The sequence below is a fragment of the Sphingobium sp. CFD-1 genome (assembly GCF_024611115.1).
Taxonomy (GTDB): Bacteria; Pseudomonadota; Alphaproteobacteria; order Sphingomonadales; family Sphingomonadaceae; genus Sphingobium; species Sphingobium baderi_A.
Genome location: NZ_CP084398.1, coordinates 3,582,501 through 3,608,512 on the forward strand (window position 1 = coordinate 3,582,501; position 26,012 = coordinate 3,608,512).

Annotated in this window: 19 protein-coding genes, 1 tRNA gene, 2 rRNA genes and 1 pseudogene (1 of these 23 only partly in view); 12 read left to right on the forward strand and 11 right to left on the reverse strand. The window is 58.5% G+C overall.

The features are described from left to right. From LDB26_RS17945 to LDB26_RS17960, 4 genes are all read left to right on the forward strand, one after another. Nucleotides 1–1,711, forward strand: a 23S ribosomal RNA gene (locus tag LDB26_RS17945) (it extends 1,086 nt beyond the left edge of the window). A 150-nt stretch (nt 1,712–1,861) separates the two neighbouring features. After that, nucleotides 1,862–1,976, forward strand: a 5S ribosomal RNA gene (gene rrf / locus LDB26_RS17950). A 112-nt stretch (nt 1,977–2,088) separates the two neighbouring features. Continuing rightward, a tRNA-Met gene (locus LDB26_RS17955) sits at nt 2,089–2,165 on the forward strand. 361 nt (nt 2,166–2,526) lie between these two features. Continuing rightward, complete coding sequence (locus LDB26_RS17960; RefSeq protein ID WP_257539436.1) at nt 2,527–2,760, forward strand: hypothetical protein; 234 nt, start codon at nt 2,527–2,529, stop codon at nt 2,758–2,760. Between the two features lie 3 nt (nt 2,761–2,763). Here LDB26_RS17960 and LDB26_RS17965 read toward each other — a convergent pair. From LDB26_RS17965 to LDB26_RS18015, 11 genes and pseudogenes are all read right to left on the reverse strand, one after another. Beyond that, nucleotides 2,764–3,819: pseudogene (locus tag LDB26_RS17965) on the reverse strand (recombinase family protein); the annotation flags it as partial. 36 nt (nt 3,820–3,855) lie between these two features. Further along, the gene (locus LDB26_RS17970; protein ID WP_257539437.1) at nt 3,856–4,056 is read right to left on the reverse strand and encodes a type II toxin-antitoxin system prevent-host-death family antitoxin; all 201 of its coding nucleotides are present in this window, start codon (nt 4,054–4,056) and stop codon (nt 3,856–3,858) included. A gap of 71 nt (nt 4,057–4,127) precedes the next feature. Further along, nucleotides 4,128–4,322 carry a hypothetical protein gene (locus LDB26_RS17975; protein ID WP_257539438.1) on the reverse strand — a complete coding sequence of 65 codons (195 nt, stop codon included), beginning with the start codon at nt 4,320–4,322 and terminating at the stop codon, nt 4,128–4,130. 305 nt (nt 4,323–4,627) lie between these two features. Further along, a complete protein-coding gene (locus LDB26_RS17980; RefSeq protein ID WP_257539439.1) occupies nt 4,628–7,390 on the reverse strand; it encodes a DEAD/DEAH box helicase in 2,763 nt (920 codons plus the stop codon). Nucleotides 7,391–7,398: 8 nt separating this feature from the next. Then, nucleotides 7,399–7,899 carry a hypothetical protein gene (locus LDB26_RS17985; protein ID WP_257539440.1) on the reverse strand — a complete coding sequence of 167 codons (501 nt, stop codon included), beginning with the start codon at nt 7,897–7,899 and terminating at the stop codon, nt 7,399–7,401. A gap of 2 nt (nt 7,900–7,901) precedes the next feature. Beyond that, nucleotides 7,902–11,108 carry a hypothetical protein gene (locus LDB26_RS17990; RefSeq protein WP_257539441.1) on the reverse strand — a complete coding sequence of 1,069 codons (3,207 nt, stop codon included), beginning with the start codon at nt 11,106–11,108 and terminating at the stop codon, nt 7,902–7,904. A 13-nt stretch (nt 11,109–11,121) separates the two neighbouring features. Beyond that, a complete protein-coding gene (locus LDB26_RS17995) occupies nt 11,122–12,111 on the reverse strand; it encodes a hypothetical protein (protein ID WP_257539442.1) in 990 nt (329 codons plus the stop codon). Beyond that, nucleotides 12,111–14,864 carry an ATP-binding protein gene (locus tag LDB26_RS18000; RefSeq protein WP_257539443.1) on the reverse strand — a complete coding sequence of 918 codons (2,754 nt, stop codon included), beginning with the start codon at nt 14,862–14,864 and terminating at the stop codon, nt 12,111–12,113. Before LDB26_RS18000 ends, LDB26_RS17995 begins: the two co-directional genes overlap by 1 nt. Beyond that, the gene (locus tag LDB26_RS18005; RefSeq protein WP_257539444.1) at nt 14,865–15,746 is read right to left on the reverse strand and encodes a WYL domain-containing protein; all 882 of its coding nucleotides are present in this window, start codon (nt 15,744–15,746) and stop codon (nt 14,865–14,867) included. It abuts the gene before it with no gap. 418 nt (nt 15,747–16,164) lie between these two features. After that, complete coding sequence (locus LDB26_RS18010; RefSeq protein ID WP_257539445.1) at nt 16,165–17,430, reverse strand: McrC family protein; 1,266 nt, start codon at nt 17,428–17,430, stop codon at nt 16,165–16,167. Further along, nucleotides 17,430–19,244 (reverse strand): McrB family protein, encoded by a 1,815-nt coding sequence (locus LDB26_RS18015; protein WP_257539446.1) that lies wholly within the window; start codon nt 19,242–19,244, stop codon nt 17,430–17,432. The genes LDB26_RS18010 and LDB26_RS18015 overlap by 1 nt, the downstream gene beginning before the upstream one ends. Nucleotides 19,245–19,520: 276 nt before the next feature. Here LDB26_RS18015 and LDB26_RS18020 point away from each other — a divergent pair, with 276 nt between their 5' ends. The 8 genes from LDB26_RS18020 (at nt 19,521) to LDB26_RS18055 (ending at nt 25,993) form a co-directional block, all read left to right on the forward strand. Beyond that, nucleotides 19,521–20,489 carry an ArdC family protein gene (locus LDB26_RS18020; RefSeq protein WP_013368621.1) on the forward strand — a complete coding sequence of 323 codons (969 nt, stop codon included), beginning with the start codon at nt 19,521–19,523 and terminating at the stop codon, nt 20,487–20,489. Then, a complete protein-coding gene (locus LDB26_RS18025; RefSeq protein WP_257539448.1) occupies nt 20,486–20,881 on the forward strand; it encodes a DUF2958 domain-containing protein in 396 nt (131 codons plus the stop codon). The genes LDB26_RS18020 and LDB26_RS18025 overlap by 4 nt, the downstream gene beginning before the upstream one ends. A 124-nt stretch (nt 20,882–21,005) precedes the next feature. Further along, entirely contained in the window at nt 21,006–23,144 is a 2,139-nt protein-coding gene (locus tag LDB26_RS18030; RefSeq protein ID WP_257539450.1) for a ParB N-terminal domain-containing protein, read from the forward strand. A gap of 97 nt (nt 23,145–23,241) precedes the next feature. Beyond that, nucleotides 23,242–23,547 carry a hypothetical protein gene (locus LDB26_RS18035; RefSeq protein WP_257539452.1) on the forward strand — a complete coding sequence of 102 codons (306 nt, stop codon included), beginning with the start codon at nt 23,242–23,244 and terminating at the stop codon, nt 23,545–23,547. A 417-nt stretch (nt 23,548–23,964) separates the two neighbouring features. Further along, on the forward strand, nt 23,965–24,129 hold the full coding sequence (locus LDB26_RS18040) for a hypothetical protein (protein ID WP_010335706.1): 165 nt from the start codon (nt 23,965–23,967) through the stop codon (nt 24,127–24,129). A 197-nt stretch (nt 24,130–24,326) separates the two neighbouring features. Next, a complete protein-coding gene (locus LDB26_RS18045; RefSeq protein WP_257539454.1) occupies nt 24,327–24,875 on the forward strand; it encodes a hypothetical protein in 549 nt (182 codons plus the stop codon). 64 nt (nt 24,876–24,939) lie between these two features. Continuing rightward, nucleotides 24,940–25,356 (forward strand): hypothetical protein, encoded by a 417-nt coding sequence (locus tag LDB26_RS18050; RefSeq protein ID WP_257539457.1) that lies wholly within the window; start codon nt 24,940–24,942, stop codon nt 25,354–25,356. Further along, nucleotides 25,349–25,993 (forward strand): antitoxin of toxin-antitoxin stability system, encoded by a 645-nt coding sequence (locus LDB26_RS18055; RefSeq protein WP_257539458.1) that lies wholly within the window; start codon nt 25,349–25,351, stop codon nt 25,991–25,993. Before LDB26_RS18050 ends, LDB26_RS18055 begins: the two co-directional genes overlap by 8 nt. Nucleotides 25,994–26,012 lie beyond the last annotated feature (19 nt).

Here is a 26,012-nt window from a genome sequence, read left to right on the forward strand (position 1 = left end):
AGGAGGTTGGCTTAGAAGCAGCCATCCTTTAAAGAAAGCGTAACAGCTCACTGGTCTAAATAAGAGATCCTGCGGCGAAGATGTAACGGGGCTAAAGTGATGCACCGAAGCTTAGGGTGTGTAGTTTACTACACGCGGTAGCGGAGCGTTCCGTAGGCCGTTGAAGCGGGAGGGTAACCGACCGTGGAGGTATCGGAAGTGCGAATGCAGACATGAGTAGCGATTAACAGTGTGAGATGCACTGTCGCCGAAATTCCAAGGGTTCCTGCTTAAAGCTAATCTGAGCAGGGTAAGCCGGCCCCTAAGACGAGCCCGAAGGGGGTAGTCGATGGGAACCACGTTAATATTCGTGGGCCTGGAGGTGTGTGACGGATGGCGTAAATGGTCTGGCCTTATTGGATTGGTCCAGGCTGTGAAGTTGTCCCAGGAAATAGCCCCTCCGTATAGACCGTACCCTAAACCGACACAGGTGGAATGGTAGAGTATACCAAGGCGTTTGAGAGAAGTATCCTGAAGGAACTCGGCAAATTGCCTCCGTACCTTCGGAAGAAGGAGGCCCCACATTAAGGCAACTTTTTGTGGGGGGCACAGGCCAGGGGGTAGCGACTGTTTAGCAAAAACACAGGGCTCTGCTAAGTCGGCTTCAAGACGACGTATAGGGCCTGACGCCTGCCCGGTGCCTGAAGGTTAAGAGGAGGTGTGCAAGCACTGAATTGAAGCCCAGGTAAACGGCGGCCGTAACTATAACGGTCCTAAGGTAGCGAAATTCCTTGTCGGGTAAGTTCCGACCTGCACGAATGGCGTAACGACTTCCCCACTGTCTCCAGGATATGCTCAGCGAAATTGAATTCTCCGTGAAGATGCGGAGTACCCGCGGTTAGACGGAAAGACCCCGTGCACCTTTACTGCAGCTTCAGAGTGGCATTAGGAAAGAACTGTGTAGCATAGGTGGGAGGCTTTGAAGCATTGACGCCAGTTGATGTGGAGCCATAGGTGAAATACCACCCTGTTGTTTTCTGATGTCTAACCTCGCACCGTTATCCGGTGCAGGGACCCTCTGTGGCGGGTAGTTTGACTGGGGCGGTCGCCTCCTAAAGAGTAACGGAGGCGCGCGATGGTGGGCTCAGGACGGTTGGAAACCGTCTGTTAGAGTGCAATGGCATAAGCCCGCCTGACTGCGAGACTGACAAGTCGAGCAGAGACGAAAGTCGGTCATAGTGATCCGGTGGTCCCTCGTGGAAGGGCCATCGCTCAACGGATAAAAGGTACGCCGGGGATAACAGGCTGATGATTCCCAAGAGCTCATATCGACGGAATCGTTTGGCACCTCGATGTCGGCTCATCACATCCTGGGGCTGGAGCAGGTCCCAAGGGTTTGGCTGTTCGCCAATTAAAGTGGTACGTGAGCTGGGTTCAGAACGTCGCGAGACAGTTTGGTCCCTATCTGCCGTGGGCGTCGAAATTTGAGAGGAGTTGACCCTAGTACGAGAGGACCGGGTTGAACATACCTCTGGTGTACCTGTCGTTCCGCCAGGAGCGCAGCAGGGTAGCTATGTATGGACGGGATAACCGCTGAAAGCATCTAAGCGGGAAGCCTCCCTCAAGATAAGATTTCATCGAGCCGTCGTAGACCACGACGTTGATAGGCCGGATGTAGAAGTGTGGTAACATATGGAGCTAACCGGTCCTAATTGCTCTGTTCGCGCCTGAGAGTCCCACCATCAATGACAGCACTGGCAACAGCGCTTCATCGATCCGTGGTGATGACCAGCCAGATATATAAATTTGTTCGTAAACGCATTTTTACAAAAAATGCCCCTGTGCACGGTATCGATTATAACCCGAAGCGCCTGCTTCATTGCTTGGTGACCATAGCGTCAGTGACCCACCCGATCCCATCCCGAACTCGGACGTGAAACCTGACTGCGCCGATGGTACTGTGGCTCAAGCCCCGGAAGAGTAGGGCGTCGCCAGGCATTGCAGCACGCGCTTCGAACTTAAAACCCATTCACATGTTCGTTGGCCTCAGCGGTCCATCGGCCTCGCACAGGAAAAGGACACCGCTACCTGATCCAACACCATGGTTGACGCGGGATGGAGCAGCCCGGTAGCTCGTCAGGCTCATAACCTGAAGGTCGTAGGTTCAAATCCTACTCCCGCAACCACTGATAACGACAAACCCGTAGCATCCGCTGCGGGTTTTGTTGTTTTTACAGCCTTTCCAATGGCTTGCCGCTCCGTCCAGTTGAGGATCGTGCCCAGTTCGCCGTGAAGCGTCGCGTAAATCTCGCCTCGTTCTGGCCCCGGTGTGAGCGAAATCTTCTCGATCAGCCCACGTAAAGTCTCTGCCGCTTCCTGGCGCTCTTCCTTGCGATTGAGCGCCTTGGTCAGCGCAGAAACCTTCTTCGCATAGATCGCCGAGGCGCTCGGCAGAATGTCCGGGGTGTCCTCTGGCGCATCGGCCAGCAGGGTGGTCAGTTCGGTCTTGCGGGCCTCCAGCGTGTCCATCTCTGCCTTCATGCTCTCATGGAACATACCAGCCTTGATCGCCTCGATGATGCCGCGGATCTGCTTCTCGATCTTTACCAGTTCCGCCTTCCAGGCATCGCCGCTGGAGCGGCGTTCCCGGTTCAGCCGGTTGGTCTCCTCCGCGTAGGCGCGCATGGCCTCCTCAACGATCTCAGGCGCCATCATGCGGTCCTTCAGGCCGGAGAGCACGCGGGCTTCCAGATCCTCACGCGGGATCGTGCGGCTGTTTGAGCACGCGCCCTTGCTGATGTGGTTCGAGCAGGCGAATCTATCTGCACCGCGAAGTGAGTAGGGGCCTCCGCAGCAGCCACAGAACACCAGACCGGACAGAAGGGACTTCGGCCGACGTGTGCCGTTCAGGCGGTTCTTTTTGTGGTGCTTGCGCACGGCTTCGGTGACGTTGGCAAACTTCTCGGCGATCTCGCCCTGTCGGACACGGACTGAATGCCAGAGTTCGTCATCGACAATGCGCAGCTCCGGCACATCCTTGATGATCCATTCCGATTCCGGGTTCAGGCGTGAGACGCGCTTTCCGGTGGATGGATCTTTGATGTAGCGAAGCCGGTTCCAGATCAGACGACCGATATAAAGTTCATTGTTCACCAGCCCCGTGCCGCGCTTTACATGGCCCCGGATCGTGGTGTCGCTCCAGAGCTTGCCAGCCGGACCCGGGACACCTTCCTCGTTCAATGTGCGGGCGATGGTGCGGGGGCCGACGCCGGCGGCGAACTCGCGGAAGATGCGCCGGACAACATTCGCCTCGGCTTCGTTGATTTCCCGGTCGCCGCGAATGGGATCACCGCGCGCATCGAGCTGCTTGACGACATTGTAGCCAAAGCACAGACCGCCACCCGATTTGCCGTCCTCGACGCGGCCGCGAATGCCGCGATGGGTTTTGGCGGCAAGGTCTTTCAGGAACAGCGCATTCATCGTGCCCTTGAGCCCGACATGAAGCTCGCTGATCTCGCCCTCCGACAGCGTGACAATCGGAACGCCTGCGAACTTGAGGTGCTTGTAGAAGGTGGCGACGTCAGCCTGGTCACGACTGATGCGATCCAGTGCCTCTGCCAGAACGATGTCGAACTGGCCAGCCTGCGCATCCTGAAGAAGGGCCTGAATGCCGGGGCGCAGGATCATGCTCGCGCCGGAGATGCCAGCATCCTTGTAGGTTCCGACGATCTTCCACTTCTCGCGCTTCGCCTGCTCGCGGCAGATACGTAGTTGGTCCTCGATCGACGCTTCGCGCTGATTGTCGGAAGAGTATCGGGCATAAAGCGCAACGCGGGTCATCGGTCAGTCCTTTCAAGCTCCGTGTGAGGGGGCAGGTTAATTCTGTTCAGGGTCGGAGGCGGTTTCGACGGCTTTGCCGCTGCGCTGCGCCGCTGACAGCAGCTCGTCATATTGGGCGGCCGACATCAGCACAAACTCGCGCCGGCCATGTCGCGTGATCTCTACCGGCTCACGGTGAGACTCGTTCAGATACTGTCCGAACTTGCGCTGGAATTCGAGGGAGGTTGTGGTTGGCATCGCAGACTCCAGGAGAACAGGTCTGCCTATATAATACGTATTACACGTATAAATGCAAGAGGATTTGCAGGTCAGCTACGTAGGTGGCGTTGACCTTTGCGCTCCGCTGCCAGCTTGCGCTCAAATTGTTCGCGGGCGATCTGGCGTCCGATCAGGCGGGCCAGTGACATGACTGCAGCGTCTTTGCGCGCAGGATCGTGCCGGTCCGTTTCCGGTCCGTTCGAGGCTGTGACCTCGATATCGATCCTGTTCCGCTTGACCGCCATCGTCTCCAAAATCCCGTGCCCGGAAAGGGGCTGGGACAATGGAAGCGCGGAATGTCAGCCGAGGGAAGGTCTCGGGCACCGCTGTGCGGTGAATGGGATACCGTTGCGTAGAAAAGGGACGGCGTATTTGGAAGCGAAAGTGGCTGAACAGATCCCATAAGCACACAGATGACTTCGAATCTTCTCCATCTGCCACTTGCATAATGAATACCTAAACCGTTGCGTTTTTAACGCAAGCCTGAGAAGCATAGAGAAGTGACGCACAATGTTAAGACTAAACACTATCCGAAAATGGTAACCATAAGCTAAGTAATCTCAACATAGCCAATGAGTTCTGCAGAGTAGCTTCCATCTCCAGCTGCGGTGCCCTTATGCTTGAGCTCCCGTTGAAGGGACGGCTCGACGGTCTTGCTGAAGATGCTGATCCGCTCATCCTCGCCCAGGAAAGGTCGAGAGGGCGACAACCTGAGCACCTGATCAACCTGGCGCTCAATTGCAGGAAGCCTTGTCCCCTCAGGGCTGACCGCGATGGATTGTATGGTTGTCCGTTTTTCACCTTGACCGTTGGTCGCTTCCACAAGCCACAACGAGAGGATGGCTGGTTCAATTCCATTTCCCTCAAGGGCTACTCCGAGAAAATTCGGATTGAGCGAACGCCACCTGCCCAGTTCCTCCTGGACCGCTGGATGATCAAGCCCCAGGAGATCGCACGTTTCGGAGGAAGTTGCGACATCGCGGTTTAGAGTAAATCGAATGCGGCGGGCACCATCGACCGTAAGTAAATCGATAGTCTCTGCATCAACCTTCGAGATCCTTAGATTCCGGTCCGCCATGGCCACCGACAAGAAATCAACCAACCGCTCCAAACCCGTGGAAACATCGGAGAACGGCTTGTAATCATCCAGACTGAAGCCTTCGAGATCTTGGAAGAGATCAAATACTACCTCCCGTGCCTCGCGTGCGTTTGCCAAGGCCGCCTCAAGTTCAACTGCGGTCCGTTTCAGCTCTGGGTCACCCAGAGCCTCTTGGTAAAGCCGGTCGTAGTTCAATCGCTCTGACAGCTGCCCAAGTATCTGAGAACGCAGATCTTCTGCGACGTTGCCTTGCTCGTCGACTTTCCCGAGCGTTCTCGCGATTTCCGTAAGCTTGTCGTCAAGCAGAAGAAAAATGCGCCCTTCGATCGTATCTGAAAGGACCAAGTTGTAGACTTGCGCGGTGTGCGCTTGACCATATCGATGAATTCGACCGATCCGCTGTTCCATATCCATTGGATTCCAGGGCAGGTCAAAATTGAAAAGGATGCGTGCGAACTGCAGATTGATGCCCTCGCGGCCTGCTGCGGTGCAGACCATTACACGCGGCCCATCCTTCAACTTGAAGCGGCGTTCAGCAGCGGCTTTGGCGCCGTGATCACCGCCACGGAGAACTACGACGCCTTGACCGGGATATGTCGCCTCGATTTCACGGGCCAAGAGGTCCACTGTCCCCAAATACGTGGCAAAGATCACAATCTTTTCGTTGGGATTTTGACGCCACAAGGTACCAAGGCCGTCGAGTAGCTTCTGCACCTTGGTTTCACGCTGCACCGGAAAAACCGAGAGCAAGTCTGCAATTCGCAACCGCTCTTCCGGTAGATGCAGGTCGATCGCTGCCGAGGCGACATCCTCCATATGAGAAGACGCAAATTCCGAGCCATAAGGATCGGACGCCATCTCCAGCGCTTCCTCGTCCAACTTCTTTGCGAGCCTATATTTTAGGTCGGCCATTATCCGGTCGACTTCACTTTTCCCGATCGGATCCCTTTCAAGCCCCCATTCGGCATGAATCAGCTCCCGCGCTTCATCGAACAGTCGCTCGCGACCTTCAATATCAAGCTCCTTGTCCCGCAGAAGCGCCTCTTGCAGGGTGAGCATGAGCATACGTCGCTTGAGTGTCCGCCTCACGGCAGCGAAGCTGGACGCTGCGATCTTTTGGAAGATCGCCATGAGAAAGCCCAAGGCTCGCCCTTGGTTTCCTTTTCGTTTGGCCAGGTCGAAACCTTCTTCGAGGTATTCGCGCAGCCGCTCATAAAAGCGTCGCTCTTCGTCACCCATCAGGAAGGATTCTGTATGTACCCACCGGCGTGCGAAAAGCGGATCTCCATCCGGGCGGCAAGCATCCGCCTTGGTCCGTCGGAACATCACGGTATTCAAGCGATGTCGATTTTCCAACATCTCCTCAGGGCTGCCGAAGAGCGTGGGATTTAACAGTTGGACGAGCATCCAGAACTGGAAGTGGTTTCCTTGATGTGGCGTCGCGGAGAGGAGAAGGAGGTCTCGCGTGTGACCTTTCAAAGCCTCGCCGAGTTTGTAGTTTTCCGTCTTCCGAACTTTCCCTCCCGTTCGGTAGGCGGTCAGGTGGTGCGCCTCGTCAAAGACAACAAGATCCCAATGTGGAGCTTCCAACAGGCGTTTGATGCGCGCTGGCCGCTTCAACGTGTCGATGCTGGCAATGAGCCGGTCATGTTTCGCGAAAGCGTTAGTCTTGCGGTCGGTGATATCGCCTTCCGACCCAAAGACCTCGAAGTCCAGGTTGAAGACTTCGTTCAGCTCCCGGTGCCAGTTGTTCACGAGGCCCGCAGGCACAACCATCAGGGCACGATCAAGCTCACCGCGGCTTGCCAATTCGCGGAGCACGAGCGCGGTTTCGATTGTCTTTCCGAGACCGACTTCGTCGGCGATAAGAAATCGACGAGGCGAGGCTGTTGCGATGCGATGTGTCAGAACGACCTGGTGGGGCAGAAGGTCGATCCGCGCGGACGTGAGCGCGGACGCGCTCTCCATCACGGGCAGTGCGTGAGCCTCGTAGGATAGCCAGACGGATCGTGCCCGCTCGGCGGTTCCCTCTACTGATCGCAGAATGCGCTCGGTGCGCGACAGCTCCTTCTGAACGCTGGCGATCGGAACGCGGCGCTCTCCGATACTGAAGAATGCACGGAGGTAGCCGTCGCGCGGTGCTTCAAGCACAACGCCGGCGCCGAAATCGAGATGGGTGATCCGCTCACCGGGGCCGAAGGTGGTCTGTTCCATCTGCACGATCAGGTGATCCTCAAATGGAACAGGCCCACCGATTTACCGCCCTGCGCAAGAATGATCTCTTGCGGATACTCCCAGGCTTCTCCCCACAAGACCCGTCCGAAATCGATAGTCTCGCTGGAAAACGGCGCAGAGCACCGCCACCGCACGGCATCGGTCGCAAGGTCGATGGGCATTCGCCTCTGGCCGTTTGGAAGCCAGAACACCAGCGATGCCTGACCATCGTAGAAATCCTGGAAGGAGAGGATCGCTGATTTCAGGGCTCCGCCAAGCCAGGCATCGGCGTCCGCCGGCGACAGAAGGTCGAGGCAGGCATCGAGGCCCGCCACGACCAATGTGTCACCGCCGTTGCTCGGCAGTTCGTCCGGCCACGATTTGGTGGCAAGCATCAGCTGGCGCAGGCTGTAGACCTCGCTCGCCCGCGCAACCTTCGCGAAGGCGTCGTCGTCCCAAATCCAGCTGACGCCCCGACGTTGCCAGACGCTGTCGAGCACCTGTTTCATGCTCAATCCTCCAAGAAGAACGACAGCTGCTGGACCTGCTCTTTGTTGCTGGCAGCCCAGTTGTTGTAAATGCTCAGTGCCCGCGAGGCCGCGTTGCGCATCTGCTGCGTCTGACCCCGCTTGCTCATCCATTCGAGAAGGCTCTTCAGCGCCGCGTGGGGCTTGAAGTTCTCGTTCTTTAGCGTGTCCGCCGCGTTGATCCCGCTGCCGTCATAACAGGCCCCCATCAGAACGAAGGTTTGGTCCAGGTCGGCCGACAGTTTGCGCCGGTGTCGTCCCTGCCAATCCTGTGCGATCGCGAGCGGGTCGTTGAGGTAGAACACCTTTTTCTCTTCGCGAGCCCAGCCGCGGCTTACGAATTCATCCGGGGCGATCCCCGAGCCGCGCAGCATCTTCTGCATCTGGTCGCGCGCGAGCTCGGTCTTGCCATCGAAGATGCGCAGGAACTGACGGGTGATCGGCTCTGCGGTCACCGGCGGTGGCTCGGAGGCCTTGTTGGCATCTTCGTCGATCAGCTGGTTGATGCCGACGAGGGCATCCTTGACCGAAATCGGCCGGCCTTCGTCGACATAAACCTTCCCGTAGTGCTGCGAGAAGTATTCGAGCGCCTTACCGCGCCGAATGACCTGGATGTCGGCTTCTGGAAGACCCCGCTGGGCGTGATTTTCCAGCAGGCCTTGCAGCTGACGAACGTCAGCCAGAACCTCTCGGCGCATACGGGCCCAGCTGACGGCCTTCGGTTCATGAATGCGTTTCCGGCACACGTGCACGATGTCGTATTCGATGGTCTTGGAGCCAAACTCTCCTTCGCCCTTCGTTTCGTCCGAGCGGATTGGATAGGTCGCCTCGAGATAGAAACCGGCGTCGAAGAGCGATTCCAACACCGATACCCACGGAGCGTCTTCACTATGGTGGAAGGTGAATGCCAGTACTCCGCCGGGTTTTAGGACACGATGAGCCTCGCGCCAGCAGCCGGTCAGCAAGCGCTGGTAAAATCCATCCGGGTCGTCGGGCTCACGCGCTTTGTTGGACACGGCCTCCATTGATTTCGGTGTGTATTCCGGGCCGAAGTACTCTGGGTACTTCGCCTTCAGCGGGAGGCGGAGCCAAACGTAGAAGAAGTCCGCAAGTTCGGAATAATGAAGCAGGCCACCGAAGGGAGGATCGGTAATCACCAGATCTATTGATTGGTCACCAAACTGGTTCAGTTCCGTCGAAGATCCCTGGAATATCTCCGTTTCTTGCACAGCGTCTCCGGGGAAAACTTTTTCGCTTTTTCCCGAAATCTCAGCGGCAAGCGAGGGGTGAGTAACGGCAAGCGTGTCGGCACTCACCGGATCCCAAGGGTGTTGAGACCATTCTTCACCGGCCTCAATAACTTCTGAGCACGAAACCCAATTCCCTCGCCCAAGTGAGCTAAAGACGCAGTTTTCGATGATATTTGCTTTGGGATGATAGTTATTGTTGCTCATGTGGGGGACAAGTTTGTCATACCCAACATCCCAGAAACAAAACATATTCTGGTTGCGGAGATACTGCTGGAACGCACCAAGAACATACTCTCGCGTTGCCCAGCTGTAGTCACCCGTTTCCACGATAGACTTGAGGATCTGCGACAACACGAGAAGCTGCCGTGGATTAAACATGGTCCACCAATGCGTGAACCCATAGTTCGTGCGAATATCGCTGTTTGCGATGGCCGTCATGAAGCCATACGGAACCTCGGAACGGGGCCAATAGTCAGCTAGATCGCTGTCCTTTCGCTGCTCCCACTCCTCGATTGCAGCGCTGTATTGGTCTGCCAGCTGTTCGTCGAAGGGGGCAAAGAAGCGGCCGCGATAGGGCGCTCCGGAATCTCCGCGCTTGGGCGCGAGCCCCTGGATGCCATATCCTGCGACCTGTCCGCCTTTCTTGGAATCGCGGATCGAATTCATTACATCCTGCTGCGAACCACATGATGCACAGGTGAAGGTGGACCGCTTCGGAACCGTGCCGCCTTCCTTGCCGGTCGGGAAGGTCACCTTGGTCTCGGGACAAGTGACCGTGTCCGGCAGCTTGCCGCGTACCTCCAGCAGCCGAATATGGCTCGCCCGCTCGGAATTCCAAGCACGGGTTGATGCCGCGTCGTCCTGCGGTGCTCCGCCAAATTCACTGCCATCCGGGGCAGTTTTCGGGCTGCCAGCCAGCCATTCAGGATGGACCAAGAGCGTGAGATCGACCTTCTTGTTTTTGCCCTTGTTGAGCTTCACTATTTCGGTGTGGCCGCAATGGGGGCAGATGACCCGGCCTTTCCGATCGAGGATCGAATAGGGCTTTTCGTCGGGCGCGACATAAAGCGGAACGTCGGGCGCCATTCGCGCCTCGGCGTCCTCGATCTCGAAGCGCTCACTGCATGACGGGCATTTGTGCGCCCAATGCTTCACGGTCAGCGTTTTCACCGCCATCACCGGATTGGTCATGATCGGCGTGCGGTGACCGCAACCTGTTACCTGGCAGGGCCCGTGCTTCGCCCAGAAGGTATAGATGATCTCGGGCCCGTCGTAGGCGTAGTCTTTCCGTTCCTCAGGCTTCAGGGCCAACGGATCGAAATCCGCGCCCATCACCTTGCCCGAGGGTTTGTGCGTCCAGGTGCCTTTCTCGCCGTTCGGGCCATCGCAGTAGTAGAACGGCATGATCTGCGGTTTCACCTCGGCCTCGATATCGGCCAGGAGGCGCCTCACCTCATCGAGATCAACATCGGCCAGTTCCTGCTTCACCACGAACCATGCGACCGGGTTCAAGTCGTTGCCAGACATCTGCATGCCGAGTCGCGATCCTTCGACCAGCGTCGTGCCGCCGCCCATGAAGATGTCGGCCACCTTCAGGTGCTTGAAGGCGCCTTTCTTCTGGTGGTTGGCGTAGTAGTTGTCCCAGACCAGCTTCGCTGCATGAGAGGGATCCTCGGGCGCCTTGGTCGCCGCCGAGATCAGCATGGAGCGGAACACGCTGGACCGCCGCCGGGCCCACCATTTCGACATCTGGTAGATCGGTTTGCCCGCGTTACCTTCAATCACGGCGACCTGGTTCACGGGCAGGATCGGGAAATCCACCTCGAGGCAGGTCTTGGGGCGGTTCGGATCGCTGAAATCGACGGTTTCCATGGCGACGGCTTTGCCGGCACCAACCGCACGCGCGACCTCTTGGGCAATCTGTTCTTTCTTGGTCGCCATGGGCGTAAATTCCTTACTTCGTCAATTCAACAAACGGGCAGAGCATCTCGAACAGGGACAAGCCGCCATGCGCGAGGGTGGGGTAGCCGCCCTGGCTTTTCCATTTCCAACGCCCGACTGCGAGTAGGTGCTTGCCGTGCTGGCTATCCACCGAAAGGGCAACGGGCGGGACAAAGGGACCGGGATCGTGGTCGCCGGATAGAAGCCGTCCGCTCTTCAGCGCGCCCTTGAGGAAGGAGGCCTGTTCGTCCATCGCGTCGTAGAACAGCCCTGTGGCGGCATACCCATGATCAGAGGTGATGACCAAACGACGACCGGTCGCGAGGCGCTCGACGAATTCCCAGAAATCGTCGCTGGTCAATTGTGTTGCGATATCGCGCGTAAGGAGATCCAGACCCTGACCGGCACCGGCACCGTCGTGCAGCTTGCTATCGGGCCATTGGTGCCAAAATACCCAATTCGGCGAGGCATCGATCAGGCCGGCGCAATCCTTCCAAGGCAGGTCAATCGTCTCGGTTCTGGCGGGCGCCAGCTTGTGGACGAGCCCACTGCCGTTGTTCTGAAGCTGGCTCCGGCTTCCGAAGCCTAGGGCTTTGGCAAAGGCATTCGTCTCCGACGGTATTTCCGCACCGTAGCCGGCAGCGGTGTGAACAACAAACCCGCGTGCCTTTGCGCCCTCGAGAAGCCAAGGCATTTCTCGCAGACTAAGCCCATCGAGAATCAAGACGGCCTTGGCGCTGTAAGGCGCGGACCACCATTCAACGATCTTCTCAGCATTGCGCGGGGCGGCGTTCCCAAAGGTTTGCCACAAACCCCATGCCGCCGACGACAGAAAGTGGTCGATCTCGCCGATGGCCCGATCCCGTCGGGTCACTTCTCCAGGCGCCTTTTCGGCATCTATTGGTGCTCCGCAGATCGACATGACGCGCTCGATGATCGTGGCCCAAGCCTCATCATCAGGAGCTGTCGTCAGGCCCGCAATCGCTTCCAAGTCCAACGCCATCAGTTGTCCTCCTTGTCGAGCGACAACTCGAACGTCATGCCATCAGGCAGTTTCTTGAGGAGTTCCTTCAGCTGCGCGCCAGTCGCAGCGTCCACCTTTATGGTGACGGCTTTCACAGGCGTTGCTGGACCAATTCCCCAACCTTCGAGTTTCCCGATAAGGTTGAGCGGCGAGGTCGCGGGTGCGGCAAAGGGCATACGAGGCGCGCCAGAGCTGGCACCACCACCGAAGATGCCGCCACCAGGTTGCGGCATCGGGTCCGGCGCGCCTGGTACTGATCCCGGGTTCTCGGACATTCCTCCGGGAGGCGCTGGCGTCGGCTCTGTGCCCCCGCCGAAGAGCCCGCAAGGGGGGGGCGTTCCCGGAGCTGGCTGTGGATTCGCCCCCCCGGTCGCTGGAACAGCAGACGGCGGCAAGATGAACACCTCGTCAAGCTGGCGTCCTGTGTACGAAAGCTTCGGCCGCAAGCGTCGCCACGCGGTCTCTTCGTCCTCGCCTGACTGGGCCTGCAGATACTCCATTCCTCGAAGGTTGATCGCGATCTTGCCTTTGGCACAGAGACGCAAGATCCGCTCTTTCATGGCCGTCTCGCCCAACCATGGGATACAATCCTGGCCTGCCGGGCGAGGCTCTTGCAGTTCCTTAAGTATCTTGCCGACCGAACTGTTATTGGTTGCGGCCTCAAGCACTAGGTGTTCAAAATCCTCAGGGACGAACAAGTCGTTCGTCATCGCGATTTCAATCGCTTCCGGAACCTTCGCTCCTTGCTCGCGAAGTGTCTCGATATGGAACTCGCATTTCGACGGGTCGCCAAAGTTCCAACTGTGCAGCACGGCAAAACGATCAAACCGCTTCTTGAGAATGTCCCGCAGCTCACCTTGGTATTTCGACTGCAGTTTACGATACTCCGCATTCTGCGCGCCCCATTCCTGCGCCTTCATTTCCGCCCTAGCGAGGACAAGAAGGTCACGATCATAGAAAGCGTTCGAAGTCCCGTTCCGAGGGATCAGGAACCGAACCGTGTTCCGACGTTTCTGGAGGTGATCTTTGAGCCACCGCCCAAGGCGCTCATCAATGCGATCCGGCTCCTCGGGGAGCACCAAAATCGGTAGCCTGTCGTCCCAACGCTCGGGCTGTTCACTCTCGTCCAAGCCCGTCCAAGGGTCGTTCAGCCAATTGCGGGGCAACGCGATGACACGGAATGTCTTGGCGACTTCCTCGCTGCCACCGATGACGTAGCGGGTTTCCTTAGCGAGTTGAATGAGGTCCGATCCATCCGTGAAAAGCTTGTCATTTCTCGCGGAGGCCATGACTTTGGCCTGAGGGTTTTCCTCTTCCTTGAAGACGAGCCGCGCTCCATCTTGGTGGATATTAAAGCTGTTCTCGATGACCGTTGCGAGCTCAACCTGGAAAGCATTGTCATCGACTGGTTTTGCCCGCGTCAGGTCGATTTGCAGAACAGAAGGCTCTGCGCCGGCCATGTTTCCGACCGCTATTGACCGCAGCCACAGCGAGCCGATGATTTCCTGAAGATGTGGGACCTTCGAGGCGTGGTCTGGCACGGCTTCGGTTACAGAGGTGAGGTTGCGAAGGGCTTTGTCGCGTAGGGCGCGGTGTTGCTGATTGGCAACCGAGTCCAGAAGTGCTCCGATCCCGGATGCATCATCGTCGAGCCGAAAATCGGCAGCTGTCAAAACTGGAGCGTTCTCGCCGCTGCTCTTATGCAGGTTCGCCAAGATGCGGATGAGGTCGCGCGTCTCTTGGGCGTCTGTCGCCACAAGCACCTGATCCTCCAAGAGTTGCAAGAGGTGCGGCGCGAAGGGCCAGCATTCGACAAAGTCTCGCCGCTTCCTGTCCTGTTCGGAAGATGGCGTACCGAGCTGCCGAAAATATTCGTTGATGTGAACGTCGAGGGTGCTCTCGATTGCCGAGGAGCCGATCTGCAACCGGTTTTCAAACAGCCGATGGAGGAGCATGCGACGGCGATCATGCTGGATCTTGTCCGGGCTACCGCCAGCACGGAAATCCACCTGAACGGGATTCACCCTGTGGATCTGCTGGTATGCGTCGCTTGTCCCGTTTCGAACCGAAACCACGAGCACGAGGAGTTCGGGGTGCTCCTTTGCAATCTCAGAGAGGATCTGGATGAAGTTGAACGCCCAGTTTTTCCACGGATACTGTTTAGTGTTCGTGAGGCCGTCGAACCAGGTCTGAAACTCGTCGAGCAGCAGCATCGTCGGCGAATGCCGGAGCATCTCGAGGATGAGCTGGTCGGACGGAATGTCAGTCTTGCTGGCACCCATACCTTCCCACTTCCCCTTGATGTATGTGCCGTGTGGATGCCGTTCGAACAGAATGTCCCAGAGGAACTTATAGCGCTGACGATGGAGACTTTCCCCGATGACGAGCATGCCATTCCGCAGCGGGATTTGACCGATCGCCGGGTCAGACAGGGTAGTGGACCAGCTCTTCAACCAATCTCCGGTTGAGGCAGGATCACTAACAGTGTGATAGAGAGCGGCCATAAGGTGTGACTTCCCGAGGCCGCGTTCACCAATGACAACAACCGGTCGACCTTGCTGGGGGCCGACGGCTTCGATGCCTTTCAATAAATCGAGCGTAGGGTACGTGATCTCAAGAAAGTCGCGGGCCGGCACTTGGGTCGCCCCCGTATTCGCATCGTTGGACAGCTCAATTGCCGTCCCTTTGAGGCGCCGCCCTTTGAACTCATCCCTCAGCTTCAAACCAAGCATTTACGCCTCTCCAATTCGTTCTGCCGGCTTAGCCGGAAATGATGTTTCCCGGTTCAGCAGCACGATCTGCTGATCCTGCGGATTCCTCGCGGATGGATCCGTGTCCAGTCCAAGGCGCTTGAGCGTGTAATAAAGCAGCGCGCGGCGAACCTTGATCTCGACTTTCCCGTCCTGCATGCCGTAGTCGAGCGCGATCACCTTGGCCTGTGTCTCAGACAGGCCTGGGTGGGGCCCAACCTCCAAGGTAATCTCCGAATGCCAATCGTCGTCTCCGGCGGCAGAGGTTGCAGCCTCGGCGGTCCCTCGCACCTCAAGCATCCGCGACAGCAGGAAGTCCTTGAAGCAATCGTCGGTCATGCAGAAGGCTCGTGCATGCCAACGAAACCCATCGAAAGCGATTGCATGGGGTGCAATCCATCGCCAGCGTGGATCTGGATTGGACAGCGATTGGTAATTAACCTCTATCGCTTCGGCGCGGCGAATGGCGCCAACGACCGCGCGCAAGGTTTCAGAATGAACGCCGCGCGCTGGAGTGGGCGTCGAACAAAACTCCAGCACATCGGTGATCCAGCAATCATCGCGATCCAGGATCCCTTCTTCCAAGGATCGCAACTGGGCCAAGTAACGACCTGCGTCCAGCTTCCCAAACACTGCCTTGAACCCCGGGCCGCGCACGTAGGTGCGCGCACTCTTGTCGTAGGTCATATTGTCGGGGGCGAAGCTGATGTAGCGATTAAGGTCGGATGAAGCCTGGTTCACCGACAGCCCGAACTGTTCCATGACATCGCTTCGGTTCACATGCCCCTCCCAAAACAGGCGAAACTCGATGAACTCGAGCCGCTGCTCGACGCCCCAGCGAAGATCCGACCTGTCGTTTTCCACAGCCTTGCCCTTGGGTTTGTTGTGAGTGTGCTAACTGTGCGCACACAATTTCTGTGCCCTTTGCACGCTATCTGATCGGCAGAGCGCGGGCAACTAAATTTGTAAGCAAGGACAGTTGTTTGCGTGGATAGGTGTGATTTGTAGTGGGAGAATAAATGCGAACTTGCCGGGCTCGGGCTGTCGTCGGAATGTTATTCCAGTCGTGGCGTCAACATGCTGAAATTATTGCCATTCTGAATATTTTCCATTTTTTGTTAAAAAATATACAAGCCATCCAGATGTTATTCCAGCGGGTACTGTTTGTTGATTTGATTGAAAATCACCACCTAGATTTGTGTTCATAAGGAAACCTGAACTTAAAACGGGTCGTACTATCCGAATTCGCGGCATCGAATGTTCGTCAAAAAAAAGCCGCCTTTCATGTTTTGCGTAATGGAACATGGTGTTCTGCATGATTAACTATGTCTTGCGCGATGTCCTTCCAATTGTGGGTTTGTTTCGCGAGTGCCAAATCGACTTGCCAGATATCTACTCTAAGGTTGGTCGCGGTGTAGCGCCATGTTGTTGCGGCCAATTTCTGTTTGATCGCAGGATAGAAAAGTATGACGCGGCTTGCATTGTAGGCCGCCCCATAGGACGCGAGTTGGTATAGGTCGGCTTGGCTCACATTTGGCGTAGAGCCTGAATGTTTTCCGAGATCCTTCCATTTCGTATCAATGACCAGTGGACCTTCAGGCGTGTCAATGACGATATCCGGGATCAGAGGGTAGGCGCCATGCTGCAACAGGGTGTGCTGTCGGCGCTGAACTGACACTGATCCGGGCGGAAGAACCCGTTGCAGCCAGCGGGCAACATACCGTTCAAACAGCATGTTCATCGGAAAGAGCAACGAAATGCCCGTGCCGTGTCCGGAACTCGTGTTTTGCCACTCTGCTTCCATCAGCATGCGCGCAAGCATTTGGGCCTGGCGAAACCGCTCATTCATCCGGTTCCAGACGATCCGCTCCCTCAGGGGGGCGGGGCTGGTGGGGATGTCGGCGAAGCGGGCTGTCAGATTAGCGATCCGGCGCCGCAGAGGCTCGGAGCGCACAAAGGGGATGATGTGCAACAGGCTGGCCTTGAACAGCCGGTTGAGCGGCGTGTTCTCGGAAAACTCGTCAAACCGGCAATGCAGGCGGGAAGGATCAACCGAACGGCGAACGATCTGCTGCCGCACATCGAGCGCTCCCCGCAGCTTAGGCAAAACATCCTCCTCTGGCACATAGTCGCGCGTCAGACCGGATTTCGCTTGTTCTGCAAGGCGTGTCACAAACAGATTGATAAAGGCTTCGAGAAGATCGCTCTCCTGTGCGCCCATCTGCGCGATCTGCCCTTCTGAAAGCGGTATGTCGAAGGCCACCGCAATCATCCGCACAAGGGTTGCTCGCAATGCACCGTCCTCATCGGTGAGCTTGGGCAGTATTTCCAAACTTATCCCTGGAACGGAAATAATGCCGCAAACCTGCTTGGTTTCCAGCTTCCGAAAGCCGCGCGCCAGTACGCCGTTCTCTGCCACGCCAAGCCTGCGGGCAGCCGTGATTGCGGCAAGATGCAGTTGCTCGGCTTGTCCTTCGCTGATTCCGTCGGGTCCAATGGGCAGAGAAGACCATTCCGGCAGCGAGTAATGGCTTTTCTGTTTGGGCATTATTCCTGTCCCAGAAGAGCCATGTAAGCTGCTTCAGGGTACGCGCCTTCTTCCCGAAAAACATCGGAATAGCGATACCGATCCTCAGCAAATCCTTCAGCCCCCTTGGGAACCGGAATAGGGGATCGATTCAGGAAGCCGTCGCCGCCACCCAGAACAATGCGAACCCGTTCAATGTCGTCATGGAAATACTCACGCAGCAGCGGGATGACCTTGAACGCCATGATCCGATCGAGGTCGGCTTTCGTCTTGACGCCCATAAACCAGGCGTGGCCGATCTGGGCATCCTCTCCCAGAAAATAGACAAGGCGCAGATTGAGGTTGTCCAGAATGGCTGCAAGATCGAGCGCACTATCGTCGAGCTCGATGCCTGCGAGTTCTGCGGAATCGGGTGGCAGTTCCTCAAACACGAAACGCCGCCGCAGTGCTGTATCCAGCAGCGAGATGGATCTGTCGGCCGTGTTCATCGTGCCAAGGATGTACAGATTGGCCGGAAGAGAGAATGCGGTCTTGGAATAAGGAAGTGTGACGGTGATCGCCGCAGGCGCTCCCCGTCTCTTGTCTGCCTCCAGAAGCGTGATAAGTTCGCCCAGAACCTTCGAGATATTGGCGCGATTGATCTCGTCAATGATGAGGACATGGTTGCCGGCCTGCTTCGACGCCCGCTCTGCAATCACTTTCAGAACGCCTCCTTCCGGTTCGAGCGTGAAGCCTGCCCCCGATGCCATCGGCTTGGGTCGCAGTCCCTCGACGAAATCTTCGTAGGTATAGCTTTGGTGGAAGGTGACGAAGCCGATGCGCCCGTCCTTGACCAGTTGCTCATAGGACGCGCGCACTGCACCCGGATCGGACGCCACCTGGCCTAGACATATCTCGACGGCGCGTTGTGCGGTACTGAATGTCTTGCCCGTACCCGGAGGGCCGTAGAAGATCGTATTCAGTTCAAAACCGGATGGAGCTGGCACGATGGCTTCTTCATCGAGTTTATCTGTCGAGTGCGCCTTCTTTTCTTTCGGCTTCTGCCAGACAGGCCTGAAGTCACCCTCGTAGAAATCGACGTGTGAACCATGCTTGGCTTCAAGGCTCTTGCGCAAAGTCAGAAGTGTGTCATCGAGCTTGGCTATGCTCATAGCACCGACATCGGCTGCGGTTATGGCCCCGAAGCCAGCCAGAATATCCCGTTTATGCTGGCCGGCGCTGATGCGCTCGAAGCTGTCAGGAAAAAGCAGGAAGGGCAGGATATGGCGCAACTGCCGATTTTCGCCGTTCACCTGTATCTCGAACCAACTGGCAAATGCGCCGCCGTCCCCAAGCAGGCGTCGACGTTCATCAACAGGCCTGGATTTGAGATCCTGCATGGCGGTAATCAACAGAACGAGCTCGCGCCATTTATTGTTGTTATATCCTTGGCCAGCCCGGCCCACACCGTAAAGGACCTGTTCGGTCAGGGCCGCCACATCTTGCGGCAAGTCCTGGCCTGACCAGGACCAAACCTCGCGGACTTTCCGATCCTTGGTCGGGGGAGAGACATCGCCACGCTGGAAGGCATAAAGTAGCCAGATCAGCTCGGCCATCAGGCAGTGCGCTTCAGCGGTTGCGTCAGACAGCTGGACTTTCAGCTTTTCAAAGAACTTGCCTTCGCCTTCATCGAGGTTCTGGACGTAGGTACGTTGCAAATCTGCAAAGTGTTCAGCGGTCCAGAGTGAGCGTCCAGGTGAAAGCAGGGAACCATCGCCGATCAGACAATCAGTGCGAAGGCGATCCATCGTCTCGTAAAGCGGAGAAAGATCAGCATCTGGGTTATAACGGGCCACGAAAATTCCTCGGAAATACTTAGATATGCAATATTCGTCTTCCGACTGGCGCGAGTCGGTCCAGCTTGCATAAGAAACCAGCAAAGCTCTTTTTGTCCAGTATACAGAGGCATTTGGGGGAAAGCCTTCCCCCTGGTCGGCACTGGCGTTGCCGACGCACCCCCATCAGCGGGGAGACCCCGCAACGCCCCCGAGAGTGAGAGTGCGGACGGGGTTTCCGTGACGGGTTGAGGGCTGGAAGAGAGGCTTCCGGCGCCCGTCGCGGAGATCATCCCGATGGCCAGACATGATCGCAGCCCCGCTGACGGTGGCGCGCGCAGCAACCTTTACGACGACATCACCAACAAGATCATCGCCGAGCTGGAGCAAGGGCGTCTACCCTGGGTCCAGCCCTGGGGTGCGGCGCCCGATACCGCCCCGCTGGGCCTGCCGAGAAATGCGTCAACCGGCCGGTCCTATTCCGGCATCAATATCCTGATCCTCTGGGGCGCTGTCATCCAGCATGGTTACCCTGGTCAATCGTGGCTGACGTTCCGTCAGGCGCTTTCGCTGGGTGGCAATGTCCGGAAGGGCGAACGCGGCACCACTGTCGTTTATGCCGACCGTTTCACCCCCGAGGACGAAAAGCGCCGTGCCCGCGATAAAGGTGAGGACGCGCATGCCATTCCGTTCCTGAAGCGGTTCACGGTCTTTAACGCCGCACAATGCGATGGTCTGCCTGATGACATCACGGCAGTCGCGCCGCCACCGCCGCCGGGCCTGATCGAACCTCGGGTCGAGGCGTTGATCCGGGCCACCGGCATCGAGTTCCGTATCGGTGGTAATCGCGCCTTCTATATGCCGTCGCTCGACTATGTGCAGGTGCCGCCTCCGCAAGCCTATTTCGAGCCGATCAACTGGCACCGGACGGCCCTGCACGAGCTGGGTCACGCCAGCGGCCATCACAGCCGCCTCAACCGCAATCTGACCGGCTCGTTCGGCTCGAAGAAATATGCCTTTGAGGAAATGATTGCAGAACAGACTGCGGCTTTCAGCTGCGCTGCGCTCGGGATCGTGCCGACCGTGCGTCATGCCGACTATATCGGGTCGTGGCTGGAGGTCATGCGCGAGGATTCCCGCGCCATCGTCCGCGCGGCCTCGCAGGCCAGCAAGGCGGCGGACTGGCTGCTGTCGCATCTGCCGGCCGAGGACGCCGGGGAGCCGGATGCCAGCGTAACCGAGACCGACCGGAGGGCTGCGGCATGATCCTCCTGACCGGCACACAGCGCGACCGTCTGCTGGCCAATGGTCGCCAGCGCGATCAGGATCACATCCCGGTCGTGAAGTTCTTCAACCCACTCGGTGAAGGCGTCTGGCTCGCCACCGAACTGGATGACGATGGCGACATCATGTTCGGCCTGGCCGATCTCGGCTATCCCGAACTGGGGTCATGGAGCCTGAGCGAGATGCAGTCAGTCCGGCTGCCCTTTGGCATGGGCATTGAGCGAGATCTGCTGTTCACCGGGGATTTCTCGATCTTGGTCTGGGCCGAGGCCGCCCGTGAAACCGGCAGCATCCGCGCCGCCGAGCGTCTGCTCTACCGCGTCGGCGCGGGCTTTTCCCGTACATCCGCCGATACAGAAAACCGGAGTGCCTGATTTCCGGGTTTCAGGTTCTGCGGCTGGCGTCGCTCTCTTCAGAGGAAGAGGGCGGCGCTTCGCTTCGTGACGGGCTGATAGCCGGAGAGAGAGGCTCACCGGCGTCCGTCATGGAGTCACTGACATGGCCACTGCCGTTCAGAAGATCACGCTGTCGTCCTCGCGCGACATTCCCTTCAACAAGCTGGTGCTCAGCCAGTCCAACGTCCGGCGCGTCAAGGCCGGGATCTCGGTCGAGGAACTGGCCGAGTCCATCGCCCGTCGCGGCCTGATCCAGTCCCTGCATGTCCGCCCGGTCGTGGATGCCGAGGGGAAGGAAACCGGCATGTTCGAGGTGCCCGCCGGCGGTCGCCGTTTCCGCGCGCTGGAACTGCTGGTCAAGCAGAAGCGCCTCGCCAAAATTGCGCCGGTTCCGTGTGTGGTGTCGGAGGCCAGCGCCGATGTGCTGATCGACGAGGTTTCGCTCGCCGAGAACATCGAGCGTGCTCCGCTGCATCCGCTGGATCAGTTCCGCGCTTTCCATGCCATGCGCGAAAAGGGCATGACCGAGGAAGCCATCGCCGCCGCGTTCTTCGTGGATGCCAAGGTGGTGAAGCAGCGCCTGCGTCTGGTTTCGGTCTCACCGGCATTGCTCGACATCTATGCCGAGGACGGCATGACGCTGGAACAGCTCATGGCCTTCACCGTCAGTTCTGACCATGCGCGTCAGGAGCAAGTCTGGGAAGCGATCAAGGATGGCTGGCAGAAGGAACCCTACCACATCCGGCGCTTGCTGACCGAAACCACGGTCCGCGCCGCCGACAAGCGGGCAGTGTTTGTCGGAATTGCCGCCTATGAGGAGGCTGGCGGCTGCGTGCTGCGCGATCTCTTTCAGCAGGACGATGGTGGCTGGCTGCAAGATCCGGTGCTGCTCGACCGGCTGGTGGGCGAAAAACTGAAGGCCGAGGCCGAAGCCATCGCCGCAGAGGGCTGGAAGTGGATCGAGGTCGCCATCACCTTTCCCTACGGTCACGATCATGGCCTTCGTCAGATTGTCGGCACTACGGTCGATCTGAGCGAAGAGGAACGCGCCACCCGCGAGGCATTGCGTGACGAATATGACCGGCTCGAAGCAGAATATGGCGAGGCTGACGAACTGCCTGACGAGATCGACGCCCGCCTCGGTGAGATCGAACAGGCGCTGGAAACCTTCGAGCGCCGCCCGATGACCTTCGAGCCGGAACAGATCGGCATGGCGGGTGTCTTCATCAGCATCGACACCGATGGCGCATTGCTGATCGAACGCGGGTATGTTCGCGCCGAGGACGAAACGCCTGCGGAACCGGAGGCTGAGATCATTGACCCGGAAACCGGCGAGGTGATCCAGCGGGCTGAACCGGAGGTGAGCCGCATGTATGCGGTTATCACGCTGGGCGGCCAGCCGGTCGAAACGGAGGAGGAAGACGAGGCCGACACCATCAAGCCGCTGCCCGATCGTCTGGTCAGCGAACTGACCGCGCATCGCACGCTGGCGCTGCGGGATGCGGTGGCGGTGAACCCGCATGTCGCCATGACGGCACTGCTCCACCGACTGGTCATGGATCGCTTCATGCCGCATTCCAGCAAAGGATGCCTCGAAGCGCAGGTCCGAAAAGTGGATCTGCCCGCACAGGCCGAAGATCTGCGCGATAGCGCCTCAGCCAAGGCCATTGCAGACCGGCATGAACGCTGGGGCGATCATGTCCCGGCAGACGATGCCGCTCTCTGGGATTGGCTGACCGATCTGGATGATGGGTCGCGCATGGAGTTGCTCGCCCATTGCGTCAGCTACGGTATCAACGCGCTCTATGAGAAGCCCAACCCCTATAGCGGCGCGGGCGTCAGTCAACACGGGCTGGACATCCGCCTGTCGCAGGCTGACCGGCTGGCCCGTTCGACCGGCCTCGACATGGTGGCCGTGGGCTGGCGGCCGACGGTTGGCAACTATCTCGGCCGCGTGACCAAGCCGCGTATCCTTGAAGCTGTGCGCGAAGGGGCCGGAGACCGGGCCGCCGATCTGATCGGGCACCTCAAGAAGGGCGACATGGCCAAGGAAGCCGAACGCCTGTTGGCCGAGACTGGCTGGCTGCCTGAGCCGCTGCGCATGGTGGGCGATGGTATCGACGTCGATCCGGCATCGGGCGCTGTGGCGGAAGTCGATGATCTGCCCGATTTCCTCTCCGGCGATGGCGAGGACGACCCGGCTGACGACGAGGAAGAACAGCATATGGTCGCTGCTGAATAGCACTCATGCGGGGCGGCTTCGGTCGCCCCGTTTATCACCCGCCATTTCCGCAACTCGCCCGGTCCTCGTGATCGGGCTTTTTCTTTGGAGAGCCGCCATGGCTGCCAGCATCAGCATTGACGAAATCATCGCCCAGGATCGGGAGAACCATCCGAACGAACGCACGCTGCCTTGGGAAGAAACCCGCGACGGCATCACCGTCGTCGTCGAGCCAAAGCCCCATTGGGCCGAAGACATGCGCGTGTTCCGGCTCGATGCTCGTGAATATTGCCGCTACGCCGAATGGACTGCCCATGGCGGCCGCGCGCGCTTCTATGGTCATATCGACACATCGGGCGACGATCTGATGATGAAAGCACGCGCGATGATCGCCCGCGAAATCGCCGATGGGCTTTGGAGCTGAAGACCCGATCGCAGGGTGTCGGGCCGTGAGGATGCGAGGCCTGCACCGGACGGGTCCAATCCGGCTTCACCATGCAATCCGCCATACCCATCAGGACAAGCGGCAGCCATTTCCGGCCTGAAGGGAACACGATCCTGATGCCAGCATGGTGGCAAGGCTGGCGCGGCAGAGCATCTGCGACGGGTATCCGGCATCCTGTCAGATGCGAAAAACCACCCCCGCTTCCATTCGCAAACCTTGGTCCGATCCGTCTCTTTGACATTCAACCCCAAAGGGGTCGGCTTACGCGCGCGTGCCGCCCTCGGGGATTCGGAAAAAGTCCGAACGCCCTCGGGTGATTGCAGATCCGGTCAGACACTTCGGGCGCCTGTCGCGCGGGGGATGGTCCCCCGCCTCCCAAGACAGGAGCCGGAACCCATGTCCTATGCAGATGCCACTGCCTTTGCCGCCAGCCTCGCCACCACGCTGATGGTTTCGATCGTTGTGTTCCAGGCCGGAGACGGCACCCACGCCGCTTGCCCCGCCGCCGAGTTCGACGGCGACGACGACATGGTGAAGCTGGAGCTGGACCCGTGGGAATAAGGCGCGAAAGCGCCTCATCCCCGACGGCCCGAACGCGACACCCGCGATCGGGCCTTCAGCCTTGCGATGGTTGCCCATCGCCGGCAGCGGAACCGGGGACAAACCCCAGTCAGAGAGGAAGAGTGCGGGCCGTTCGGCCGTGACGGGTTGAGGATCGGAGAGAGAGGCTTTCCGGCGCCCGTCATGGAGTGATCCCGATGACCTTTGCCCGTTCCGAAACCTTCCGTTCTATCGGCCAAATCCTGGCGTCCGAGGTGTTACCCGCGCTTTTTCGGGCGCAGAAACTGCCGCTGCGCATCTCCTGCATTGGCGTTGCCAGTTATGATGCTGGCGATGATGCTGAAAGCTTCGACCGCATGATCCCGCTTGCGGAATGCCCATCGCCTGAAGAAGCTATGCATCTGGCATCGCTGTGCCTGTCGCGAGGCGGCATCTGCAACGGGCCGGATAGCTTTCCGTATTTCCAGCCGCGCATCATGCTCATTCAGGACTGCGATCAGCGCCTGGTCCTCGCCGGCGAAATCCGCGCCGACATTATCCTCTGGGAACAGCCCGTCGCATCCGATGCCGAAGCACGCAGGATCGTGACCGAGGCCAGCCGCCTGCGCGGTATGGCATTCCGGACATCAGATCCCGCAGAGGCGAGACGGCTGCGTTACCGCGCCGCAGCGCTGGAGGCCCGGCTGGTCGATCCCTTCTGGCGCGATGCCGCGGCTGATCTGCTCCACCTGCCACAGGCCGCGTGACCGTTACCCATCCCCGTCATTTCGCCCGGTGCCATGCCGGGCTTTCTTGTTTCAGGAGGCTGATATGGCCGATTACCACACCCACTTTTCCTGCCTGCTCGACGTTGGGACACATGAGAATGCCGTCCGTGCCGTCGATCTCTATAAAGCCTTGCCGGACGGAAGCAGCGCCGAACATGAACCCGCCAACAGCTTCCTGCTCTCGATCCAGCCTGAGCATGACGGTACGCAGCTCTGGATACGCGACGATGACACCGGCGACCCCGAGCATGTCATCCGGTTCGTCATACACTGCGCGGCCACCCTCGGCCTGACTGGATTATGGGGACTGCAATGGGCAAACAGTTGCTCTCGACCCCGCCTGGATGGGTTCGGCGGCGGCGCGCATGTCCTCGATCTCGCAACCGGCGAGACGGTGGACTGGATCGACACCGATGGCTGGCTTTCCTCGGTTCTCGAAGGGAGAGATCCCTATGCCTGAGATCATCGAAACCACCGTCTATCGCTTGGGCGAATTGTCCGATGCGGCGAAGGACAAGGCCCGCGCCTGGTATCGTGAGGGAGGCTTCGATTATGACTGGTACGATGCCGTCTATGAGGATTTCCAGCGTATCGCAGAAATCCTCGGGCTGAACCTCAAGACCCGCACCGTCCGGTTGATGGGCGGCGGCACACGGCAAGACCCCTGCATCTGGTTCCGCGGCTTCTCCTCGCAGGGGGACGGGGCTTGTTTTGAATGCTGGTATTCCTACCAGAAACATGGGCCGCGCCAGATTAGGGAATACGCCCCGCAGGACATCGAACTGCACCGCATCGCCGACGCCCTTCAGGCGATCCAGCGCCGCAACTTCTATCAGCTTCGCGCCGAGGCCAGCCATCGCGGCCATTATTATCACGAATACTGCATGGCGATCTCGGTCGAGCGAGACAGCCCGACCTGGCAGGACATGACCGCCGATGCCGAGGAGACGATCATCGAGGCGCTGCGCGATCTGGCTCGATGGCTCTACCGCCAGCTTGAACGCGAATATGACTATCTATCCTCGGACGAGGCGGTCGATGAAACCATCGCCGCCAATGAATACACCTTCACCGAAGCCGGTCGCCGCTTCGGATGATCCTGAGATGACACTGACA